The 21,853-nt window shown below is 38.9% G+C and carries 21 protein-coding genes, 2 tRNA genes and 3 pseudogenes; 15 read left to right on the plus strand and 11 right to left on the minus strand.

What is annotated here, in order from left to right; genetic code table 11:
• Positions 1–23 precede the first annotated feature (23 nt).
• Positions 24–536: a hypothetical protein gene (locus FTU71_RS11600; protein ID WP_131262052.1), complete on the minus strand. Its 513-nt coding sequence runs from the start codon at positions 534–536 to the stop codon at positions 24–26.
• A 216-nt stretch (positions 537–752) separates the two neighbouring features.
• Positions 753–959, minus strand: coding sequence for a helix-turn-helix domain-containing protein (locus FTU71_RS11605; RefSeq protein WP_010111312.1), 207 nt, complete (start codon positions 957–959; stop codon positions 753–755).
• 721 nt (positions 960–1,680) lie between these two features.
• Here FTU71_RS11605 and FTU71_RS11610 point away from each other — a divergent pair.
• Positions 1,681–2,215: pseudogene (locus FTU71_RS11610) on the plus strand (IS21 family transposase); the annotation flags it as partial.
• A pseudogene (locus FTU71_RS11615) lies at positions 2,200–2,640 on the plus strand (transposase domain-containing protein); the annotation flags it as partial. The pseudogenes FTU71_RS11610 and FTU71_RS11615, both read left to right, overlap by 16 nt.
• Positions 2,641–2,948: 308 nt before the next feature.
• On the opposite strand, the gene FTU71_RS11620 reads toward FTU71_RS11615, so the two are convergent.
• Positions 2,949–3,025, minus strand: a tRNA-Ile gene (locus FTU71_RS11620).
• A 138-nt stretch (positions 3,026–3,163) separates the two neighbouring features.
• Complete coding sequence (locus FTU71_RS11625; protein ID WP_154320842.1) at positions 3,164–3,307, minus strand: hypothetical protein; 144 nt, start codon at positions 3,305–3,307, stop codon at positions 3,164–3,166.
• Between the two features lie 306 nt (positions 3,308–3,613).
• On the opposite strand from FTU71_RS11625, the gene FTU71_RS11630 reads away from it, so the two are divergent.
• Both FTU71_RS11630 and FTU71_RS11635 read left to right on the plus strand, forming a co-directional pair.
• Positions 3,614–4,192, plus strand: coding sequence for a 1-acyl-sn-glycerol-3-phosphate acyltransferase (locus FTU71_RS11630; RefSeq protein WP_131261328.1), 579 nt, complete (start codon positions 3,614–3,616; stop codon positions 4,190–4,192).
• Positions 4,193–4,291: 99 nt separating this feature from the next.
• The gene (locus FTU71_RS11635; RefSeq protein WP_070155957.1) at positions 4,292–5,041 is read left to right on the plus strand and encodes a YebC/PmpR family DNA-binding transcriptional regulator; all 750 of its coding nucleotides are present in this window, start codon (positions 4,292–4,294) and stop codon (positions 5,039–5,041) included.
• 85 nt (positions 5,042–5,126) lie between these two features.
• Here the strand turns inward: FTU71_RS11635 and FTU71_RS11640 are convergent, their stop codons facing one another.
• Complete coding sequence (locus FTU71_RS11640) at positions 5,127–5,597, minus strand: Lrp/AsnC family transcriptional regulator (protein ID WP_004971430.1); 471 nt, start codon at positions 5,595–5,597, stop codon at positions 5,127–5,129.
• Between the two features lie 488 nt (positions 5,598–6,085).
• On the opposite strand from FTU71_RS11640, the gene FTU71_RS11645 reads away from it, so the two are divergent.
• Positions 6,086–7,090, plus strand: coding sequence for a hypothetical protein (locus tag FTU71_RS11645; RefSeq protein ID WP_257218313.1), 1,005 nt, complete (start codon positions 6,086–6,088; stop codon positions 7,088–7,090).
• Positions 7,091–7,169: 79 nt separating this feature from the next.
• Here the strand turns inward: FTU71_RS11645 and FTU71_RS11650 are convergent, their stop codons facing one another.
• On the minus strand, positions 7,170–7,934 hold the full coding sequence (locus tag FTU71_RS11650; RefSeq protein ID WP_096902290.1) for a glutathione S-transferase family protein: 765 nt from the start codon (positions 7,932–7,934) through the stop codon (positions 7,170–7,172).
• Positions 7,935–8,202: 268 nt separating this feature from the next.
• Here FTU71_RS11650 and ychF point away from each other — a divergent pair, with 268 nt between their 5' ends.
• Positions 8,203–9,294 (plus strand): redox-regulated ATPase YchF, encoded by a 1,092-nt coding sequence (gene ychF, locus FTU71_RS11655; protein WP_004971435.1) that lies wholly within the window; start codon positions 8,203–8,205, stop codon positions 9,292–9,294.
• Positions 9,295–9,421: 127 nt separating this feature from the next.
• Here ychF and FTU71_RS11660 read toward each other — a convergent pair whose 3' ends face one another.
• The gene (locus tag FTU71_RS11660) at positions 9,422–9,913 is read right to left on the minus strand and encodes a hypothetical protein (RefSeq protein ID WP_026438320.1); all 492 of its coding nucleotides are present in this window, start codon (positions 9,911–9,913) and stop codon (positions 9,422–9,424) included.
• 119 nt (positions 9,914–10,032) lie between these two features.
• Here FTU71_RS11660 and FTU71_RS11665 point away from each other — a divergent pair, with 119 nt between their 5' ends.
• The 5 genes from FTU71_RS11665 to dapC all read left to right on the plus strand — a co-directional run bounded on the left by FTU71_RS11665 (position 10,033) and on the right by dapC (position 16,397).
• Positions 10,033–10,770 carry an AzlC family ABC transporter permease gene (locus FTU71_RS11665; protein ID WP_171062558.1) on the plus strand — a complete coding sequence of 246 codons (738 nt, stop codon included), beginning with the start codon at positions 10,033–10,035 and terminating at the stop codon, positions 10,768–10,770.
• Positions 10,767–11,114 carry an L-valine transporter subunit YgaH gene (gene ygaH, locus FTU71_RS11670; RefSeq protein WP_004971441.1) on the plus strand — a complete coding sequence of 116 codons (348 nt, stop codon included), beginning with the start codon at positions 10,767–10,769 and terminating at the stop codon, positions 11,112–11,114. The genes FTU71_RS11665 and ygaH overlap by 4 nt, the downstream gene beginning before the upstream one ends.
• 181 nt (positions 11,115–11,295) lie before the next feature.
• Entirely contained in the window at positions 11,296–12,513 is a 1,218-nt protein-coding gene (gene purT / locus FTU71_RS11675) for a formate-dependent phosphoribosylglycinamide formyltransferase (RefSeq protein ID WP_179994209.1), read from the plus strand.
• A 27-nt stretch (positions 12,514–12,540) separates the two neighbouring features.
• Complete coding sequence (gene glnD / locus FTU71_RS11680; protein WP_004971443.1) at positions 12,541–15,207, plus strand: [protein-PII] uridylyltransferase; 2,667 nt, start codon at positions 12,541–12,543, stop codon at positions 15,205–15,207.
• Positions 15,208–15,227: 20 nt separating this feature from the next.
• Positions 15,228–16,397, plus strand: a complete 1,170-nt coding sequence (gene dapC, locus FTU71_RS11685; protein ID WP_096902293.1) for a succinyldiaminopimelate transaminase — start codon at positions 15,228–15,230, stop codon at positions 16,395–16,397.
• 371 nt (positions 16,398–16,768) lie between these two features.
• Here the strand turns inward: dapC and FTU71_RS11690 are convergent, their stop codons facing one another.
• On the minus strand, positions 16,769–17,248 hold the full coding sequence (locus tag FTU71_RS11690) for a glutathione peroxidase (RefSeq protein WP_096902294.1): 480 nt from the start codon (positions 17,246–17,248) through the stop codon (positions 16,769–16,771).
• The gene (gene msrB / locus FTU71_RS11695) at positions 17,245–17,664 is read right to left on the minus strand and encodes a peptide-methionine (R)-S-oxide reductase MsrB (RefSeq protein ID WP_096902313.1); all 420 of its coding nucleotides are present in this window, start codon (positions 17,662–17,664) and stop codon (positions 17,245–17,247) included. The genes FTU71_RS11690 and msrB overlap by 4 nt, the downstream gene beginning before the upstream one ends.
• Positions 17,665–17,817: 153 nt before the next feature.
• Between msrB and FTU71_RS11700 the strand changes: the two genes are divergently transcribed.
• Together FTU71_RS11700 and gloB are read left to right on the plus strand one after the other, a co-directional pair.
• Positions 17,818–19,053 carry a pyridoxal phosphate-dependent aminotransferase gene (locus FTU71_RS11700; RefSeq protein ID WP_004971448.1) on the plus strand — a complete coding sequence of 412 codons (1,236 nt, stop codon included), beginning with the start codon at positions 17,818–17,820 and terminating at the stop codon, positions 19,051–19,053.
• Positions 19,054–19,262: 209 nt separating this feature from the next.
• Positions 19,263–19,994 carry a hydroxyacylglutathione hydrolase gene (gene gloB, locus FTU71_RS11705; RefSeq protein WP_179990106.1) on the plus strand — a complete coding sequence of 244 codons (732 nt, stop codon included), beginning with the start codon at positions 19,263–19,265 and terminating at the stop codon, positions 19,992–19,994.
• A gap of 47 nt (positions 19,995–20,041) precedes the next feature.
• On the opposite strand, the gene FTU71_RS11710 is transcribed toward gloB, so the two are convergent.
• Positions 20,042–20,314 carry a hypothetical protein gene (locus tag FTU71_RS11710; protein ID WP_179989743.1) on the minus strand — a complete coding sequence of 91 codons (273 nt, stop codon included), beginning with the start codon at positions 20,312–20,314 and terminating at the stop codon, positions 20,042–20,044.
• Positions 20,315–20,732: 418 nt separating this feature from the next.
• On the opposite strand from FTU71_RS11710, the gene FTU71_RS11715 reads away from it, so the two are divergent.
• Positions 20,733–20,936 (plus strand): hypothetical protein, encoded by a 204-nt coding sequence (locus FTU71_RS11715; protein ID WP_004971452.1) that lies wholly within the window; start codon positions 20,733–20,735, stop codon positions 20,934–20,936.
• Between the two features lie 245 nt (positions 20,937–21,181).
• Here the strand turns inward: FTU71_RS11715 and FTU71_RS11720 are convergent.
• Positions 21,182–21,266: transfer RNA gene (locus tag FTU71_RS11720), tRNA-Leu, on the minus strand.
• Positions 21,267–21,674: 408 nt separating this feature from the next.
• Between FTU71_RS11720 and FTU71_RS11725 the strand changes: the two are divergent.
• A pseudogene (locus tag FTU71_RS11725) lies at positions 21,675–21,853 on the plus strand (IS982 family transposase); the annotation flags it as partial.

Consider the following 21,853-nt stretch of genomic DNA (forward strand, 5'->3'; position numbering starts at 1 on the left):
TTTAATTAACTCCAAAATAACTCTTAATACTCATTAAAATTCTTAGGCAATTTAAAAAATTTCACAAAATCACTTTTATATAATTTTTCATGATTAGAATATCCACGTTTTTTAAACACCTCCTTATTAATATAAAACCTTATTTCCGTCTTATCTTTTTGGTTTAAATATTCAAAAATCCTGTTAAACAAATAATTTCTTGATTCCTTCTTAATTGAAGCACTTTTTAAATAATGAAAAAGCTCGAACCAAAAAACATAACTTGTTTGAGCCTCAACCCAAACCTTCTGATCTTGCTTGATCGAATCCGGTAAATAAGCACATGCTGTTTTAAAACATTCAAGATCGTCACTGATTCGTTTAGCAATTGAAGTAAGTATTTGGCCTTGGACCTTCTTTTGCAGGGTTACACTAGAGCCAGTTTGATTAAGTACAGTCTTAAGTATGTCCAATTGAGTTTTTTCAACCACAATCTTCGAGTGACTCGTACTACGATGTTTGACTTTTTGCTTTGATTTTGAATATTTTTTGGACATTATTAACTCCAAATCCTACCCTATAAAAATTTCATTAAGACTTTTTTTGAGCATGACAAAGCCTAGAGCCTAAATCTAAATCCAATTTAAACTGATGATATTTCTTAAAAAATAGGTATATAAATTTTATGGATGAGATAGTATTTCTTGTTATTGCGTGCTTTTTACCTCTAAATAGAGTGAATGCCAATAGCATGAAAAACTATCTCAATTTTTCTAGACTTCTTCTTTGACACAAGCAAATTTATAGACTTCCGCTTTACTCCATCGAAGACTGCGACCATGCCTAATAGGACTTATTGGTCCGTTTTCATACAATGCCCATTTACGTAATGTTTGTTCTGCATACCCTAATAAACGAGCAGCCTCACTAGTAGATAGCAATAATCTATCTTGAGTAATTTGTTTAACTTTATGTTTCATGTTGATTAAGATATCTGGTTTAATACATTTACATAAAACTAAATTTTTTAATTAATTTATATATATATATCTGATTTTTTTATGATCCTATACTACTAAATAAAATTTTAAAAATTAACAAAACAATTATAATATTGATTTATATAAGATATTTTTAAAAAAAGTATGAAACTACAAAAGTAAAACTATTACCTTCTTAAGGACAGTCAATCACATCTATCTTCAACACCACTCAATTCAGAAGAATTACCATACATAACCACCTTATAAATCTCAATTCATTATCCACTTTCTTATTAAATTTAAAATATCAATCAATAAAATATATAAATTTATAATTTTTAAACAACTAATAAAAATATTCACAATCTTATTGAGTAATTGAAATTTTATAAAAAACTATTATATTAAACACATAATTTTAATTATCATTTAGTAATGAGAATTTTTTTAGCTATGGCGCTCAAACCAGATTATTTAAAAGTACAATTTCCTAATGAATAAGCTTATACCTAAAATTTATCATACAATTAATTAACCCCATTATGACAACATCTCAATAGGTTAAGTTAATATATCAATTGGGTTTAATTATAATATTTTAGCGGCAGTGTAAAATATCCCTCTAGCGGCATTTAAAAACTGCCACTTAGTTAATATAGTAGTCATTTGGAACTGCTCAAATATGTTAACTTTGGAGCAAGAAGTTACAGTTTAAACACTGTATAAACAAGGTTTATTTAAGGTAATGAGTTGAGAACTTGCGGAATCTAAAAATACCGTGCGTAAATATTTACAGCAAAAGTCCACACTACAGTATCGGCTTACAACCTAGAATAAGTATTCTTGACTCATATAAACCTTATTTTCTTGAACGCGTAAATACTCCTTATCCTGAATGGATTCCTGCCGTTGTACTCTACCAAGAAATTTTAGAGCTTGGATATCATAGGAAAGGTCAGGATCGATCTTAAGGGAATATCTTGCAACATTATAACCAGTCACCATACTGAAACCCTAAACTGCTCGACTGTGCTAAAAAATATGGCTTTCGCCCCAGCATATGTAAGCGCTACTCTGCACAAATCAAAGATAAAGTTGAACGCTTTAATGGATACCTCAAATCAAGCTTTATTGTGTTATTAAAAGCAAGCTTGAAGACTTCGAGTTTACTGTTAGATGTTGATTGTTACCAATGGCCCCCTATTGGCCGGTGGCTACATGAAACCGCCAATAACCGGATTCATGCCACTACTGTCAACAACATAGTCAACCGATCATGCAACAACTGTATTAATGGCTCAACCAACACCATCTAACGCGGCTATCGAGTTCTCTAACTGTTCGAACGATCAACTAAAGCTTAAAACTCTGGCAGGCACTCTACCGCTATCTGGTTGATGGTAACTTACCAATCAACCTAAGAAGCATTACTTCGTAAGGGATCGAAAATCAGATGTGTCCGTAGGCCTTGGGACGTAAGAACTGGTTGTTTACTGACTCGCTGCGCAGTTGTAAGTGAGCGGCTAATATGATAAGCCTCATTCAGTCAGCAAAGCTGAATGGATTGGATTCCTATGCCTATTTAAGTGATATGCTAAAAAGGCTGTCAACACATAAAGTGTCCCGACTAGATGAATTACGACCACACTGCTGTAAATCTAACTTAATTAAAAAATAACTATGAGGTTCACCGGACGCTTACGTAGAAACTTGTAATAAACTGATCTAAAAAATGGGACATATACATCATAATTCGCATCTCAAAGTATTAACTTAAATTGTGATTAAGCCATGCCAGAATTAGATCGCCTCCATACCCATGTTGTCACTTAAATTTGACTAACTACAGGAAATTCTATTTTTCAATTCTTTACACAACAAAACCAGTTAAGAATAATGTTGATTTAAGCTGCTTACCATTTGCTTACTAGAATACAAAAACAAAAAAACCACTTAGGATTAGTACACCTAAGTGGTTGTTTTATATGGTGGGCCCAGACAGACTTGAACTGTCGACCAACGGATTATGAGTCCGCTGCTCTAACCGACTGAGCTATAGGCCCTATAATTGAATTTGTTATATTTCAACAAGTTCAAGCGCAAAGAATACTAGCGAAGATTTTTTAAAAACACAAGCCATTTTCAGAAATTGCTGTATAGATAGTCAGCAGACGAATTTGATTATTATTGAAATATAAAAACTACACTTTCACTTTCCGAAACATTGCCCGATGCAACTTTAAACGCTTCTCTTTACGCACTTCTAAAAACAACTCAAACATTGACCATACCAAGACCAATAACAACACAGTCAATGCCACAAGAAAAGTCGTCAAATAAGCCACTTTAGTATCCTTCCATGATGCGTGGAATAGTGAAATGATGAATAGAATCATAGCTAATTACGACCAAAGTCTAATGATTTACAAATCATTTGAATAGTGCATTTTTGCTCAATTTAAGACTTAATTTCTCTCAATTCATATATTTTTAATATTAAAAACAAAGTATTTAGAGTTAAAACCAATAAAAGATATAACGCTATATCAACTGCATCACTTGAGATTGCTATATTTCAAACAATTTTCTGTTGACTCTTATATAAAACAAGCAGAAATTATGCATTTCCAGATTCATCAGCTGTTAAATCTATGTTGAAAAAATTTATAGGCGAGTCCGCATTCAAACTTGCAGGATGGCAATATCAGGTAGAACCCAACATCCTCGAAAATAAACAAGTGATCGTCGGTTTTGAACACACCTCAATGATGGATGCAATCCTCTCGCTTGCTCTGTTCCAAATTTATGATATTAAAATTCATACTTTAATCAAAAAAGAGCTTTTTAAAGGGCCACTTAAACCTATTTTAGAAAAAGTCGGCGGTATTCCAGTAGACCGTAAATCTAACAAAGATATTGTGTCGCAAATGGTCGAACTTTTTGATCAAAATGAACATTTCAATTTGGTCATCGCACCCGAAGCAACTCGCGCAAAAACAGGTGAAGCCCGCAAGCCAATTCGTACAGGTTTTTGGCATATTGCCAAAGCAGCCAATGTGCCTATCGTTTTAATGTATGCCAACTCACAAACCAAACAAGGTGGGATTTTTGGCAAAATCTATCCGACAGATTTAGATCACGATATGGCACTTATCCAACAATTATATAAAGAACAAGTGGGCTTAGATATTGTCATTCCTGAGCCAAAAACAACTCAAAGCAACACTTAAAAAACCTAAAACTCTGCCCTTTATCTAAAAAAAGGGCTTATGTTAGAATGGGCGCAATTTTGATAGGCATACTGCCAATCTGTAAGGAGCATAGTTCGCATGGCGGGTCATTCCAAGTGGGCCAACATTAAGCATCGTAAAGCCAAACAAGATGCTAGTCGTGGTAAGTTGTTTACCAAATTTATTCGTGAATTAACAACTGCTGCAAAGCTCGGCGGTCCAGATGCGGCAAGTAACCCTCGTTTACGTGCTGTTGTGGAAAAAGCACTTTCAGTTAACATGACACGTGACGTCATTAACCGTGCCATCCAGCGTGGTGCAGGCGGTGAAGATAACGACGATCTTAAAGAAGTAACCTATGAAGGTTATGGTGTAGGTGGTGTTGCGGTTATTGTAGAAACCATGACAGACAACTTAAACCGCACCGTGCCAGATGTACGTCACTGTTTCTCTAAAACTGACGGTAACTTAGGCACCAATGGTTCTGTAGCATTCCTATTCACCAAACGTGGTGAAATTTCATTTGAAGATTCATCTTTAGAAGATCAAGTGATGGAAGTGGCTTTAGAAGCTGGCGCAGAAGATATTGAAGTGTCTGAAGATGGCATTTTGGTTATTACTACGCCAGAAGCTTTTGGTATAGTTCAAGATGCGCTAACAGCAGCAGGTTTGAAATCTGACAATGCTGAAGTGGTTATGAGTCCATCGACCAAAGCAGAAATTACAGACATCGATCAAGCGAAAAAAATTATGAAAATGATTGATATGCTTGAAGATTTAGATGATGTTCAAAACGTATATACCAACGTTGAATTCTCTGATGAAGTTTTAGCACAATTAGACGCATAATCGGTCTAACTGCAATTCCTAAAAACGCACGTTCTCGTGCGTTTTTTTATAGATCCAGTCAAAATAATTCTAAGATTCTAATAAATTAAACTTTATTTAATAAACCATGACAGTTTAAAACATCATATTCTTTAATCACAAAGCTAGAATGCAAACCTGCCACATGCTCAATTTTACCAATCCGTTTTAATAAAATTTCGCTGTAATTTTCCATATCTCGTGCCACAACCTCTACAATAAAATCTGCAGTCTGTCCTGTCACCAAAAATGCACGTATCACTTCAGGAATGCTTTCCAATTCATCCAAAAATTTGGCAAAAATATCGGTATCGTGTTTGCTCAAAGACACCTGCAACAACACATGCAAACTAAAGCCCAGTTTTTGATAATTAATTTCACGCTTTAAACCTGAAATAATTTTATGATCGATCAGACTTTTAATACGGCGATGCACCGAACTTACCGACAGATTAACCCGCTCGGAAAGTTCATTCAAATTGACATCTTCATTGCTTAAAATTTCTAAAATATGCTTATCGTAGCGATCTAATTCCATTTTCAAGCACTCAATCTAATCTGATAAAATTTAAACTCATGCTGCCATTATACTTAAATTATTTTGCAGACTAAGCATCTTTATCGAAAATTATTTTCCATTATTAAAGCAAAATGTTTATGATTCAACAGATCACCGCTTATCGTTTTGAACAACTTAACAGACAAACGGAACAGCTTTCTAATTTATTGATTTTCAAATTTTTAAATTTAAAAAACTCAACAAAACAACGAATCTACTCATACATTTTCACAATCCCGACCGTCTATCTTTTACAAGTGTATAGAAATGTATTAAAACAGATGCGCTCGACAATAAGCACAATGCAGCACAACAAAACCAATAAAAATACAAGGAATCGTCATGGCTTTTAAATCTCTAAGCTTGCTGAAAATAAAATTAGCTCTGTATTTACCGTAGAAACTCAGACCAGCTCTTTATTCGATGGACTCTTAAGTGGTGGCTCTTTAAGCAATACCTTTTCTGGTTTGCTTGGCAGCCTGACTAGTTCGACCTCGACCACACCTACCCTAGATTCTTTATTAAAAAGTTTACTCTCTGGCAGCAGCTTAGATAGTTCTAGCCTAACCAATCTAATCAGCCAATTTTCAAGCTCGAATACCAACTTAGATATCACCAGTTTAATTAGCAAACTGACACAATCCAATGGCGGTAGCTTCGATATTGCTTCCATCACCAATTTACTCAGCGGCATGATTGACAGCAATGCAGGTGATTTAGATATTACGAAACTCACCCAATTAGTGAGTGGGTTAATCGGTGGTAATACGGGTAATCTTGATATTGCTCAAATTGCTCAACTGGTTAGTGGCTTGATTGGTGGCAACATCGGTGGAGGTTTAGGCGGTCTAGATATCGCAGTGATTGCTGAACTTGTAGGCGGTTTAATCCAAGGCAATGGCGATCTTGATATTGCGCAAATTGCTCAACTGGCAAGCGGCTTGATTGGCAGCAATATCGGTGGCGGTTTAGGCGGTATGGATATCGCGGTCATTGCTGAATTAGTAGGCGGTTTAATGCAAGGCAATGGCGATCTTGATATTGCACAAATTGCGCAACTGGCAAGCGGCTTAATTGGCGGTAACATCGGTGGTGATTTAGGTGGTCTAGATATCGCTGCTCTAGAACCAATTCTTGCGTTGCTTAATCCTGAAGGTCAGCTTGCAAGTGACTTTGATCTAGGTGGTTTATTAAATAATCTGACTGGAGATACAACTGGTGGTTTCAGCTTAGATGGCTTGAGTGATGGTTTTGACAACTTAATTTCTGGTTCAGATTTTAACATCAGCGACTTACTGCAAGGTGCATCCTCCACAACCAGTTCAGAGATCAATATTGATAGCTTAGTTCCTGCTTTAGGCGATGCGCTTGGTGGTTTAACTGGTGGAACATCTGATACACAATTTGATTTAGCTACCCTGCCAAACTTGGTACAGAATTTTGATTTGAATAACTTAAATTCTTTGTTCTAACTCTTAGTTCTAGATTTTATACATCAGTATCCAAAAAAATACGCGCAGATTGCGCGTATTTTATCTGAGGCGATAACATTTAAATACCGCGCCAATCTACACGTGCATTACGCTCAGTTTGATAAATACGAGAAACATATTGCCCTAAAGGTAAATCCAGCAAATATTTTTTATAATCTTTAAATTCTTCAGAAATCACTTCATCATGTTCTTTTTCCCACGGCGTTCCAGAAATTTCCAAAATAGGTGCAAGCATCGAACACACTGAAATATCGGCCAAACCTAAACGCTCACCCACAAAATAACGCCCGTAATTATCAATCAAATGCTGATTTAAAATGACAATTAATTCATCCATCCGCTGTTTGGATTCTGCAACTTTATCTTGATCGAGCTGATAGCCCTTAGACACCAAGGCTTTAATAATTGGCTTGGAATATTTAGAAAATTGACGCAAATAGCCTTTTTCGCCAATTAAAATTTCCAAAGGTTCTTCACTTTCAGATAATGCATGCGCCAACCCCCATCGACGCACATGCTGCCCCAATTCATCAGCCAAAGTATTTATGGCCAACGCATGTTTATATTGTTCGGCATCACTGCGTAACAAGGCATGTTCGGGGTAAATATCATCTAGATATAAAGCAATTTGAGTCGAATCTGCTATCCAGCGGTCTTGATCACGTAAAATAGGTAATTTATTTTGCCCTGTTTTTAATTGGGCAAAAGCGCGATGCACGCCTGGAATTAAGTTTTGCGCATCATAATCTAACTCTTTATGATCCAATAACCAGCGAGCTTTCTCACAAAAATGAGACAAAGGAAACTGGTATAAGATGCGCATAAAATCACCATATTTAAAATTTTGATATCCAAAGCAGTATCAATACTGTGCTTGTCATACTTTAGTCATAGCCTCTTATAATTACAATGTACTTTTTATTCAAAATTCAGGCGAAACAGTCAGCAATTCAAAATCAATTCCGAAAAGAAATTCAACGTACAGCATCAAGCACGCTAGATTGGAGAAACATCTGTCCGATGACCTGACTTTATCTGCCCTTTCATGTAAAATCGTGCCTAATTTTTAAATAACACGTTGTGAGTTATTCATGGGTTTTAATTGTGGTATTGTGGGCCTGCCAAACGTTGGTAAATCTACGCTTTTTAATGCTTTAACCAAAGCTGCAATTGCAGCGGAAAACTTCCCGTTCTGTACCATTGAGCCAAATACAGGCATTGTACCTGTGCCAGATTCACGTTTGGACAAATTGGCGGAAATCGTAAATCCGCAACGTGTATTACCCACCACGATGGAATTTGTGGATATTGCAGGTTTGGTTGCAGGTGCATCTAAAGGTGAAGGTTTAGGTAACCAATTCCTTGCCAACATTCGTGAAACTGATGCGATTGCGCATGTAGTTCGTTGCTTTGAAGATGAAAACGTCATTCACGTAAATGGTAAAATTGACCCATTAGATGACATTGCAACCATCAATACCGAACTTGCGTTGGCCGATTTAGAAACGGTGAGCAAAGCCATTACACGCTTAGCAAAATCTGCCAAAGGTGGCGATAAAGAAGCCGTAGCGACCAAAGCCGTTTTAGAAAAAATCCAACCTTTACTGGATGATGGCAAGCCTGCACGTGCAGCCAATTTAGATGACGATGAACGCAAATTGGTTCGTGGTTTTGGTTTATTAACCTTAAAACCAACCATGTATATTGCGAACGTGGCAGAAGATGGCTTTGAAAACAACCCGCACTTAGATGCAGTCAAAAAACTTGCTGCAGAAGAAAATGCGATTGTGGTGCCTTTATGCAACCAAATTGAAGCCGAAATTTCATTACTTGAAGATGAAGACCGTGCAGAATTCCTAGAAGCTCTTGGTATGGAAGAACCAGGGCTGAACGTAGTGATTCGTGCAGGTTATGCGCTGTTAGGTCTGCAAACTTACTTTACTGCAGGCGTACAAGAAGTCCGCGCGTGGACAGTGAAAGTAGGTGCAACTGCACCACAAGCAGCAGGCGTAATTCACACTGACTTTGAAAAAGGCTTTATCCGCGCAGAATGTATTGCTTATGAGGATTTCGTACAATACAACGGCGAAGCAGGTGCAAAAGAAGCAGGTAAATGGCGCTTGGAAGGTAAAACTTATATCGTACAAGACGGTGATGTTTTACACTTCCGTTTTAATGTTTAATTGTTTTTATGTTTAGTTTTAGAACAATGCTTACAGCCGAGCATTGATTCAATAAAAAAACCTCGATGCTTACATCGAGGTTTTTTTATGGGCGATTCCGCATCACATTAATGCAGAACAACCTCAATTAAGACTGCACCACATTGCCCTTTTGTTTCGGGTCAGTATTGCCCAATTCAGGATGCGCCAAAGCATCAGCACATTGTTTTTTATCCCGTTCATAATCAGCTTGTTTTTGTGCAAGACTGCTTGAACTGTCAATCGTCGCACGTGCCCAAATTTCCAAACTGGTCAAAGCCTTACGACACAGCGCATATTTCCCTTCCGTTACAGAGTCGGTCATTTTGACATTAATACGCCAGTCGGTACTTAATTTACGGGCAGGTTTGCGGACTTTATCTTCAATTAAGTTACGCTGTTTACGATACACGTACGGCTCAACTTCATTCATTAATTCCCATGCGGCTTGCGCATACACAGTCGCATCATTGGTGAGTTTTGGCGCAGGCTTAATTTCTACTGTTTTTTGCGGGTTGTTGTCATTGCTACACGCTTGCAATAACAGGCTACTGCATAACATTGAAGCAAGCAGGATTACAGGTGTTTTCAATTTCAACATATCGGTTCGCCCATACAAACAATTCGGCATCATGCTAATGAATTCAAGTATAATACACAATCTTCATTTGACCCATCGTTCAACTTTCTCCCACAAGGTGTGTCGTGTCCGTACACAATATTCAAACTGCGCCCGCAGCAAGTTTTTGGCAAGGTGCAAAAGATAGTCAGGCGATTATTTTCACCTATCTGCCTGTTTCTTTTGCTTTTGGTGTTTCTGCAACTCAATTCGGCTTTAGCGCATGGGAAGCCTTATTTTTATCTTGCTCGATGTATGCAGGGGCGAGTCAATTTTTAGTCGTTGCCTTATTGGGCAGTGGAACTTCAATCTGGATGACCGCATTAACGGTAATCGCCTTGGATATTCGACATTTACTTTACGGCCCGGCCTTACAAAACCTGATTCAAGATCGTTTAAACCTAAAAAAAACTGCAATTTGGTCATGGGGTCTGACCGATGAAGTTTTTGCCTCAGGCATGATTAAACTGTCACAGCGCCGTCAGGAATGGTCTGAATCATGGATGCTTGGACTGAGTTTATTTAGTTGGTTGTCTTGGGCATTAGGCTCTTTGTTAGGCGGATTATTTGCCGATCAAGTCACTAAAATGCCACAGTTTTTGCAAGCGGCGCTCGACTTTTTACTGCCCGCTTTATTCCTTAGCTTCTTATTGGCAGCATTTGAAAAGAAACACACCTTTGTCGTGGGAATCACCATTCTAGTATCTGCCGTAGCTTGTTATTTTATTGACTTATCTGCTGCAATTTTTATTGGGATTTCTTCAGGTATTTTGGCGGGATTATTTAAACACTATGTTTTAAAACAACCCGACCCTGAACATACAGGAGCAAAATCATGAGTTTAGAAATTATTTTGGTCGGTATTATGGTCGGTATCGCAAACTTCGCCTCACGTTTTGGGCCATTTTTTGTGATTCAAAAGTTTCAACAAGGCTCACAGCAACGTGGTGCTTTATGGCTTAAAATCGCTTTGGGCAGCATTGGTATAGCCGCAATTAGCTCTATGCTCGTGGTTGCAACCTTGCCACCTTTGCTTGAAACACCCAATAAAAGTTTTGCGATGTTGATTGGCTTTTTAGTGCTGACAGGTTTGTATTTTAAGTTTAAGAAAATCGTACCTGCAACGCTTACCGCAGCCATCACCTATGGTTTAATTTATACTTATGTGCCATTTTCGTTCTAATGTTGCTGAAATTTAGAGGTTGAATCGTCCAAATGATCTATTTCAGGATTCAGCCTTAACTGCTTTAAAGCACTGAATGCAATATAAGTAGATGACAAAATCATGATTTTGTTGCAAACAGGGCTTAACTCATGGAACAGTTCTGCTATGCTAAAAGCCCACTTTAGCAAGGACGATTCACATGAGCGTGACCATTGGTACTCCCCTTCAATCTTCTGCTTTTAAAGTTTTGCTATTGGGTTCAGGGGAACTCGGTAAAGAGGTGGTATTTTCACTGCAACGCTTAGGCGTAGAAGTACATGCCGCCGATCGCTACGACCATGCGCCAGCCATGCAAGTCGCACATTATGCTTATACTTTAAACATGGCAGATGCCACAGAATTAAAACAACTGATTGAAAAAATTCAACCCAATTTAATTGTGCCTGAAATTGAGGCCATTGCGACATCAGTTTTACTTGAAATTGAAGCGCAAAATATTGCAACAGTGATTCCATCTGCCAAAGCGGTAAATTTGACCATGAACCGTGAAGGCATTCGTCGTTTGGCTGCAGAAGAATTAGGTTTGCCGACATCCGCTTATCGCTTTGCCAATTCTCTCGAATCTTTCCGCGCTGCATGTGATGACATTGGTTATCCAAACTTTGTGAAGCCTGTGATGTCATCTTCAGGCAAGGGACAATCGCGTGTCACCTGCTTTGATGAAGTTGATGCAGCTTGGGAATATGCCCAGACTGGCGGGCGCGTCAATCAAGGCACTGTGATTGTTGAATCACAAATTGACTTCGATTTTGAAATTACCTTATTAACCGTACGTGCTAAAAATCCAGAAACTGGTGCGATTGAAACTTCATATTGCGACCCAATTGGTCACCGTCAAGATGCAGGCGACTATGTAGAAAGCTGGCAACCTCAAGCCATGAGTGATGCTGCCTTGACTGAAGCCAAACGAATTGCACACAAAGTGACCACTGCCTTAGGTGGTTGCGGTATTTTTGGTGTAGAGCTGTTTGTGAAAGGCGATAAAGTCTGGTTCAGTGAAGTCTCTCCACGTCCACACGACACAGGTTTGGTGACATTGGCTTCACAATTCCAAAGTGAATTCGAATTACATGCCCGCGCGATTTTAGGCTTACCTGTCAATACCACACGCCATAGCGTTGCAGCCAGTGCAGTGATTTATGCAGGTGTCGATGCAACAAATCTTTCATTTTCTGGCCTGAATCTTGCATTAGCACATCCCGATACAGATTTACGTTTATTTGGCAAACCTGAAGGTTTTGAGCGTCGTCGTATGGGCGTTGCCACTGCACGAGCAGAAACCACAGAGCAAGCGCGTGAGCTAGCTCAGCATACTGCGGACACTGTTCGCGTACATTTAAACGAAAATCAAAATTAAGCTCGTCATTGCATAACGGAATTGTCCATGATCATTACATTACCCTTGCTGAATTATGTAAAAAGCAACCATGACATTCAGGCCATTAACCAATGGCGCACCGATGTCGAAAATCAGCTACAACAATGTTTTGAAAATGGACAATCCATTCGTGAAGTGATTTTGGCGCGTTCTAACCTGATTGATGAAGCGCTCACTTTCTTATGGCAACATGCTGAATTAGACAAAACCGATTTGAGCCTATTTGCAGTGGGCGGCTATGGGCGTAAAGAAATGCTGCCCTATTCCGATGTCGATATTATGGTGTTGTCGGAAGATGCAATCACATCAGAACAAGAACAACTTATTTCGACCTTTATTTCGTCTTTATGGGATGTTGGCAACTTCAAACCTGCCACCAGCGTGCGGACTATTCAAGACTGTGTGATTCAGGCAACCAGTGATTTAACTGTTGCAACTGCCTTGATTGAAGCGCGTTTAATTACAGGAAATCAGCAGCTTGCCAAATGGCCGCGTCGTATTGTTTCGCAGACTTGGACAGATAAAACCTTTTTTGATGCCAAAATGGAGGAGCAAAGCAAGCGTTACGCGCAGCACAATGACACCGAAAGTAATTTAGAACCTGATATTAAAAATGCTCCGGGCGGTATTCGTGACATCAACCAAATTGGCTGGATTGCCAAACGCCATTTTCGCGTCAATCGTATTTACGACTTGGTGCATTTAGGTTTTATTTCAGAATTTGAATTGGGTGTACTCGAAGAAGCCGAAAGCTTTTTATGGGAAATTCGTCATCATCTCCACCGTTTAACCAAACGTGATGAAAACCGTTTATTGTTTGATTATCAACGAGATATTGCAGCAACTTTTGGCTATGTTCGAGAAGAAGGTAAACCGCAAAATTACCCGATTGAACAATTTATGAAGCGTTATTATCGCTCTGCACAGCAAGTTTCCACTTTAAATGAAATGTTGCTGGCCTATTTTAATGAGTCGGTCATTACCCCGCGTTTGCCTAATTATGAACGTAACATTGAAGAAATTAATGAAAATTTTAAACTGGTCGATGGCAAACTTGCCGTGCAGCACCACAAAATTTTCTCAGAAAAACCAAGCGCAATTTTAGAAATTTTCTATTTATTAGCCAATCGTCCTGAAATTGAAGGAATTCGCGCACGAACACTGCGCCTGCTGACACTTGCAGCCAAGCGTATTGACCAAAGTTTCCGTGATGATCCAACGCATCAAGCGCTGTTTATGGCAATTTTGCGCTCACCGCACCGCTTGTATAATACCTTGGTGACTATGAAACGCTTAGGTGTATTGGGCAATTACATCCCCGCTTTTGGTCAAATTACAGGTTTAATGCAATACGACTTATTCCATATTTATACAGTCGATGCGCACATTTTACTATTACTCCGCAATTTAAGCCGCTTCAAAGAACCTGAATTCGCGAAAGATTTTCCTGTGGTCAGTTCGGTATTTCAGCGTTTAGCCCGTCGTGACATTATTTATTTGGCTGCGATTTTCCATGATATTGCTAAAGGTCGTCGTGGTGATCACAGTGAACTTGGTGCGGTAGATGCGATTGAGTTTTGCCGTAAACACGGATTTACTGAACGTGAATGTAACCTTGTGGCATGGTTAGTCAAAAATCACTTGTTGATGTCAGTCACAGCACAGAAAAAAGATATTTCTGACCCCGATGTGGTCAAGGAATTTGCTGAAAAAATGGGAGATATGGAGCATTTAGATTATCTCTATACCTTAACGGTTGCTGATATTAATGCGACTAATCCAACACTCTGGAACTCATGGCGTGCATCCTTAATGCGCCAACTTTATACGCAAGCGCGTGATGTCATTCGCTCAGGACTTGGGCGTCCCGTCGATTATCAAATGCTGATTGAAGACACCAAATTTGCGGCAAGCGAGTTACTGGTTAAAGATTTTGAACTCAGTGCTGTTGAAAAAGTCTGGCAAGAACTGGGCGATGAATACTTTATTAAAGAATCTGCCGATGAAATTGCATGGCATACCCGCGCGATTTTGGAGCATGGCGATAATCCTGCACCATTAGTGCTCATGCGCGCGCACCGAAAATCAGCACAAGACGCAGTACAAATCTTTATTTACACGCAAGACCAACCTAACCTATTTGCCACAACTGTCGCTATTTTAGACCGCATGAACCTTGACGTTCAGGATGCACGAATTATTACTGCGACCAAAGCCTTTAGTTTGGATACTTACGTGGTCTTAGACCGTTTTGGCACACTCTTAACAGACCCTGAACGTGAAGAAATGGTGATTGAGGCTTTAGTGAATGCCTTGAGCCAGTCAGATAAATATCCGGGTCTGATGCAACGCCGCATTCCGCGTCAATTACGTCATTTTGACATTGAAAATACAGTAGAAGTGACTTTCAATGCAGCGCTGAATCAAAACATGGTCGAAATTGCCACACTAGATCATCCCGGGTTACTCGCCAAAATTGGCGGCTTGTTTATGATGCAAGGCTTAGATATTCACTCCGCCAAAATTGCCACCCTGGGCGAACGTGCCGAAGATATTTTCTTCGTCACCAAAAAAGATGGCAACCCAATGACAAAATCTGAAGCAGATACCTTTGCAATCCAGCTCAAAGCTGCTTTAGATGAGGCCTCTAATCAGGTCTGTGGTCAACATTAACTTCAATTTACGGAACATCCATGAACTCAAGTTTGTCCTTATTACATCCTTACCCTTTTGAAAAGCTAAACAAACTATTTCAGGACGTACAACCTGCAAATTTGCCGTTAATTCCACTGTCTATTGGCGAACCTAAACATCCTGCACCTGAATTTGTCAAACAAGCCATTATTGATAATTTTCAGCATTTATCGACTTATCCGAACAGCAAAGGTCTGCCTGAATTACGTCACAGCATTGCCCATTGGCTGACACAACGCTTTCATTTAAAACAAGTTAACCCAGACACTCAAGTTCTCCCCGTTTCAGGTACACGTGAAGCGATTTTTTCCTTCGTACAAGCATTGATTCGACGTGAAGATGCACCCTATGTAGTGATGCCCAATCCGTTTTATCAAATTTATGAAGGGGCAACTTTATTGGCAGGTGCCCAACCTTATTTCATCAATTGCACCGAAGACAATAATTACTTGGGTGATTTTGATGCCGTACCTGCAGAAGTCTGGGAAAAAACCGCTTTATTATTTGTCTGCACACCAGGAAATCCAACGGGTGCTGTCCTTTCAAAAGAACAATTTAAAAAGCTAATAGCTTTGTCAGATCAATATAATTTTGTCATTGCATCTGATGAATGTTATTCGGAATTATGGTTTGACCAAGCTCCTACAGGTTTACTGGAAGTCTGTGCCGAACTTGGACGCGATGACTACAAAAACTGCATCGTATTCCATTCTTTGTCTAAACGCTCAAACTTACCCGGCATGCGTTCAGGCTTTGTTGCGGGCGATGCCAACTTATTAAAACCTTATTTGCAATATCGTACCTATCATGGTGCGGCAATGCCTGTTCAACATCAATTGGCATCTATTGCAGCTTGGGATGATGAACAGCACGTTGAAGATAATCGTCAACAATATCGCGCCAAGTTTGAATTATTTCAAATGGAACTTGGGCATTTACTGCCATTAAAAAAACCAGATGCAGGTTTTTATTACTGGCTCAAAGTCGATCATGATGAAAACTTTGCCAAAATGTTGATGGAAAAAACCCATATTAAAGTGCTACCAGGGCGATATTTATCTCGTGAAACCGCACAAGGTAACCCAGGTGAAAACCATGTTCGCTTGGCTTTGGTTGCAGATTTGGCACAATGTGAACAAGTAATTCAACGTCTTAAAGCGATTTTATAAGTTAATGATTTCAACTAAATTTAAGGCGATCATCTGATCGCCTTAATCAGGGTCTGTTGACATTTCATAAATGGCTTGCGCTGTAGGCTAAAACTGAGCAGATCAGGCATGAAACGCAAGTAATAGCGAGACTATTGCCAAGTTTCATGACGCAATCTGAGAAAGTTTTAGCCACATGAGCAATAACAAAGCACTGCTTTGTTTGCTGCGCAAGGGGGCGAGCATATTTTTGCTACTATTGCTTTATGAGTCAGTCATTTAGAATGACTAAATTTCCTGTCCCATGCCTTATATCAGCTAAAAAATATGCGTTGTCGCAAATATAGACGAAGTGTCAACAGACCCTAAATTATTTGCACAAGCGCAAGCCTTTATCGTAAAGCCTTTTCAATTTCCGCCTGCAAATCTTCAGGTTTTGTGGTCGGAGCAAAACGGTTCAACACCTTGCCATCTTTGCCAATTAAAAACTTGGTGAAATTCCATTTAATTCCGTTGCCCAAAATACCTTTACTGTTATTGGTCAGGTAACGGAAAATCGCATGTGCTTCAGGACCTTTCACATCAATTTTGCTAAACATTGGAAAACTGACACCATAGTTTTTTTGGCAGAAGCTCCCAATTTGCTCATTGGAGCCTGGATCTTGCCCACCAAACTGATTGCACGGAAAGCCCAAAACTTCAAGACCTTGGTCTTTATATTGTTGGTATAACTTTTCCAAACCCGCAAATTGAGGCGTAAAACCACACTTGCTGGCTGTATTTACAATCAACAAAACCTTCCCTTCATAATCGCTAAAGGCTTTATTTTGTCCATCTAACAACTCAGCTTCAAACTGATAAATGTTGGTCATGGATAATTTCCCTCATCATTTTTTTCTTGTGTTTTGAGTTCTAAAGAAGCCGAATTGACACAATAGCGCAATCCTGTTGGCTGTGGACCATCATCAAAAACATGCCCTAAATGTGCGTCACAATGATGACAAACAATCTCAGTACGCTGCATGCCGTGCGAACCATCCTGATGTTCTTCAATCACCCCAGGCTGGATTGGACGATAGAAACTTGGCCAACCGCTACCGCTGTCATATTTTGTTTCAGATGAGAATAGCGCTGTACCGCAACAACGACAGGTATAAATCCCCTCTTGTTTAGTATTCCAATATCTCCCCGTAAAAGCAGGCTCCGTGCCTTTTTGACGTGTAATCCGAAATTCCTCTGGTGATAACTCTCTTTGCCATTCTCGGTCTGTTTTATTGAGTTTTCCCATCACTAACTCCTTTAAATCTTTGACATTCAGTGTCATGCTTCAGTACTTCCATTTTTACGCTAGACCTTGCAAAATATCTAGCTAAATTTCAGCATAGATTGTGATATTTCAGTAATCTATAATTTATTTATCTTCTAATCATTGGATGGAACTATGTCCGTACTAGGTAACACGACTCCGCGCGAAATAAAAAAATCATCAAAACTTGAGCATGTATGCTACGACATTCGCGGACCTGTGTTACGAGCGGCCAATGAAATGGAAGAGGCCGGTCATAAAATTATTAAACTGAATATTGGCAACCCTGCCCCATTCGGTTTTGAAGCGCCACAGGAAATTATTAATGATGTCGCATTGAATTTGCCTAATGCGATTGGTTATACCGACTCCAAAGGGATTTTCCCTGCGCGTAAAGCGATTTGTCAGTACTATCAGCAAAAAGGCATTTTCGATATGCATGTCAATGATGTGTATATAGGCAACGGCGTGTCTGAACTGATTGTTATGGCGATGCAAGGCTTGTTGGACGATGGCGATGAAATGCTGGTACCAATGCCTGACTACCCGCTTTGGACTGCGGCAGTGAATTTATCGGGCGGTACTGCTATTCACTACAAATGTGATGAAGAAAACTTTTGGTATCCAGACATTGCCGATATGGAAAGCAAAATCACGCCAAATACGCGCGGTATTGTCATTATTAACCCGAATAACCCAACGGGTGCGGTTTATCCACGTCATGTGTTGGAACAAATTGTAGCATTGGCAAAAAAATATGACTTAATTTTATTTGCCGATGAGATTTACGACAAAATTATTTATGACGGCATTGAGCATGTTGCGGTTGCAGCTTTAGCGGGTGATCAACTCTGTATCTCATTTAATGGCTTGTCTAAATCGTATCGCATTGCGGGCTTCCGTTCAGGCTGGATGGCGATTACAGGCGATAAATCACGCGCTGCAGACTACATTGAAGGTTTAGACATGTTGGCGTCTATGCGCTTGTGTGCCAACCATCAGGCGCAGTACGCGATTCAAACAGCATTGGGTGGTTATCAGTCTATCAATGACTTGATTCGTCCGGGTGGTCGTTTATACGAACAACGTAACATTGCATGGGAAATGCTGAACGACATTCCTGGCGTGTCTTGTGTCAAACCTGAGGGTGCAATGTATTGCTTCCCGAAACTTGATCCAAACGTCTATCCAATTGAAGATGACGAAAAGTTAATGCTCGATTTACTCAAAGCAGAAAAAGTTTTGTTGGTTCAAGGTACAGGTTTTAACTGGCCAACGCCTGATCATTTCCGTGTGGTGTTCTTGCCAGCAGAAAATGAATTACGTGAAGCAATGACACGTTTAGGTCGTTTCTTGGCAAAAATCCGCTAAGACTTCACCGAATCTCTGTTGTAAAATGCCGTGTTAAACACGGCATTTTTTATGGATTTGATTTTTATTTCTATTTTATCTTTACATCTCTTGTTCATCATCAAGTGGTCACATAGCAAAGCGATACTCAGACACTTGGGGATACACTTTTACACGCCCGCAAAAGCATGCTGTAATAGCCACAAGCGATTAAGTTTCAGGAACTGAGCATGCACTACCAAGTTCATCTTATTGATGCGCAGAAACCATCACAAAACTATATTTGGTTGCTTGAACATTGTGCCAGCAAACAAGTGGTGGTGGTTGACCCAACTGATGCCAAACCTGTTGAAGGTTTTTGCCAAAATCATGGTTTAGAGATCGCGCAAATTTGGTTGACGCATTGGCATCAAGACCATATTGGCGGTGTGCCTGAACTCATTGCAGAACGTAATTTACCTGTTTATGGGCCACGTGAAGAATTGAGCAAAATTCCGTTTATCACGCATCCTTTACAAAACCAAGACCATATCAATTTTCATGATTTACAGGTCGATGTTATTGCCGTTCCGGGACATACCTTGGGGCATATTGTGTATTTTATAGATGCGTTGGATGTATTGTTCTGTGGCGACACTTTATTTGCGATGGGCTGTGGGCGTGTTTTTGAAGGTACATATTTGCAAATGTATCAATCTTTAAACCGCTTGGCAGCGCTGCCTCCGCGTACCCGAGTATATTGCACCCATGAATATACATTGGCGAATGCACAATTTGCACTGCATGTAGAACCCGACAATGTTGCCATTCAAGAGCGTTATCAACAAATTGAAAGTTTACGCATGCTTAATCAACCCACTTTGCCAAGCAGCATCGAACTAGAACTGGAAACTAATCCATTTTTAAGGGCCGAAAGTGTCGAAGAATTTCAGAAATTACGTGAACTCAAAGACAACTTTTAAATTGAAATTTGGATAAGAAAGTGCATGATATTTCATATTTTCTCGGCTTATAAAATTTGATTACTAGCAGCAAACTCATCTAATTGAGTTTGTGTCACCACACGCACAGCATTCATTTCATCGACCCGCACCAAAAGCAAATTGGACAATGCGGGCTGATAACGGCGTGCACTGCCAAAAGGCGTATAAGCCACATTGGATTGTGAAGAAAATAGCAACCAATCTTCATGCCCAAGCATCACGGCAACAGGCTCTAGCCCTTGATTTTGCATCTGCTTCACTATGTGCTCAACCTGCTGTTGGATTGTTTGTGCAGTCATGTCTATTTTCCAAACCTTCAAACTCAACCATAGTATAAGCTAATGTCTATTTGGTACCGACATGCTCCATACTGATCTCCATTGCATTAAATTAAAGCTTGGCATAAAAAATGGATAATCCCCATATGTTCATGCTGAAAATAAATACAGCCTAAAACTAAAAATCATTAACAAAATATTTCTAAGTCATCTTTTGGCAATATATCTAAGACCTTAAAATTAATTACGCCACCTCAGTTAAAATAATAAATATCAATAATTTACAAATAAATAATTCTTTTAAAATATTCTAATTGCTTAAAAGGACTTTAGATTTCTAAAAATCAGTGAAAAAAATGTCAAAGAAATACATTTCTGCCCTTTAAAAATTCAAGAAATATCCCTATTAATAATTAAATAAATGGATAGGAGTTCTCTCGTGAAAAAAGTTGTTAAAGCAAAAAATTTAATTGCGTTTCGTATTTGGTTAGAAAAATTAGGTTATTCAGTCAAAAATTTGGCGGATGGTCACGGTTTCACATTTAGCTTTCAAAAAGAATATGGTTTGGTCACTTGCGAGCTTTCTGGTAATGCTTTAGCAATGAAATTAGGCGAGGAATTTGAAGACCATTTAAAAGCATAAGTACTTATACAATATAGATAAGTATGCGATAACGGTTGAACTTGATAGGATGCAAAAATAAAAATTCAAATCGTATTTCATCAACACTTAAAGATGATCTTGCCCATAACCTGTTTATGGGCTTTTTTTTATACTGAACTTTAAATCTTAAAAATACATCTAAGCCTTGTCAAAGAGATACAATGCTTTAAAGCTAAAATAACAGGCAATAAAAAAGCAAGGTCATTGCCTTGCTCTTTAATGTATGGTGGGGACGGAGAGACTCGAACTCTCACACCTCGCGGCGCTGGAACCTAAATCCAGTGCGTCTACCAATTTCGCCACGTCCCCAACATCGGGTACCAACTGAGTTGTTGGATTTTAATTTGGCAGAGGATCAAGGATTCGAACCTTTTGCCAGTAGCGTCTTGCTACGCTACGAAACGAATATTAGACGTAATCAATGGCTTATGCAATCCCTTTTCTACACTGTTTGATTAGAATTTAAACTTATGTGGCAAAAAATGTGGCAGAGATTTTAGTTTGATTACGCTTTCGCCAAAAATAAAGATAGAATTTATCTAGTGCGTTCCGAATTCAATGTTAGGATTATTTTTTAAATCTTAGAATTAATATAACTCGAATCCTGCTTAAGCCATTAATTTTATAATTTGAAACGCGAATCTCAACTTTCTAAACTCTTGAAATAAAAAGGACATAACACAATTTAGATTTCGACTAAGAAAATTACCTCATGTTATGTCCATTTACGAATTTATCATTTCTGTGTATTTATTCATAGATTCTTGGGTATTCACTTATCGTCAAAAAGCCATTAAGAACGAGAGGATTCCCCCCAGCTTTAACCGATATTGAAATAATTACGATACAAATTGTAGGTGAATTTTTAGGATTGGATTCTGATAAAAATATCTGGA

The sequence above is a fragment of the Acinetobacter sp. YH12136 genome (assembly GCF_013418545.1).
GTDB lineage: Bacteria > Pseudomonadota > Gammaproteobacteria > Pseudomonadales > Moraxellaceae > Acinetobacter > Acinetobacter towneri.

Bases quoted from the DNA above. Each gene is read 5' to 3' on its own strand.
- FTU71_RS11600 (WP_131262052.1), bottom strand. From the start codon at position 536: ATGTCCAAAAAATATTCAAAATCAAAGCAAAAAGTCAAACATCGTAGT.
- FTU71_RS11605 (WP_010111312.1), bottom strand. From the start codon at position 959: ATGAAACATAAAGTTAAACAAATTACTCAAGATAGATTATTGCTATCT.
- FTU71_RS11630 (WP_131261328.1), top strand. From the start codon at position 3,614: ATGTTGAAAAAATTTATAGGCGAGTCCGCATTCAAACTTGCAGGATGG.
- FTU71_RS11635 (WP_070155957.1), top strand. From the start codon at position 4,292: ATGGCGGGTCATTCCAAGTGGGCCAACATTAAGCATCGTAAAGCCAAA.
- FTU71_RS11640 (WP_004971430.1), bottom strand. From the start codon at position 5,597: ATGGAATTAGATCGCTACGATAAGCATATTTTAGAAATTTTAAGCAAT.
- FTU71_RS11650 (WP_096902290.1), bottom strand. From the start codon at position 7,934: ATGCGCATCTTATACCAGTTTCCTTTGTCTCATTTTTGTGAGAAAGCT.
- ychF (WP_004971435.1), top strand. From the start codon at position 8,203: ATGGGTTTTAATTGTGGTATTGTGGGCCTGCCAAACGTTGGTAAATCT.
- FTU71_RS11660 (WP_026438320.1), bottom strand. From the start codon at position 9,913: ATGTTGAAATTGAAAACACCTGTAATCCTGCTTGCTTCAATGTTATGC.
- ygaH (WP_004971441.1), top strand. From the start codon at position 10,767: ATGAGTTTAGAAATTATTTTGGTCGGTATTATGGTCGGTATCGCAAAC.
- purT (WP_179994209.1), top strand. From the start codon at position 11,296: ATGAGCGTGACCATTGGTACTCCCCTTCAATCTTCTGCTTTTAAAGTT.
- glnD (WP_004971443.1), top strand. From the start codon at position 12,541: ATGATCATTACATTACCCTTGCTGAATTATGTAAAAAGCAACCATGAC.
- dapC (WP_096902293.1), top strand. From the start codon at position 15,228: ATGAACTCAAGTTTGTCCTTATTACATCCTTACCCTTTTGAAAAGCTA.
- FTU71_RS11690 (WP_096902294.1), bottom strand. From the start codon at position 17,248: ATGACCAACATTTATCAGTTTGAAGCTGAGTTGTTAGATGGACAAAAT.
- msrB (WP_096902313.1), bottom strand. From the start codon at position 17,664: ATGGGAAAACTCAATAAAACAGACCGAGAATGGCAAAGAGAGTTATCA.
- FTU71_RS11700 (WP_004971448.1), top strand. From the start codon at position 17,818: ATGTCCGTACTAGGTAACACGACTCCGCGCGAAATAAAAAAATCATCA.
- gloB (WP_179990106.1), top strand. From the start codon at position 19,263: ATGCACTACCAAGTTCATCTTATTGATGCGCAGAAACCATCACAAAAC.
- FTU71_RS11710 (WP_179989743.1), bottom strand. From the start codon at position 20,314: ATGACTGCACAAACAATCCAACAGCAGGTTGAGCACATAGTGAAGCAG.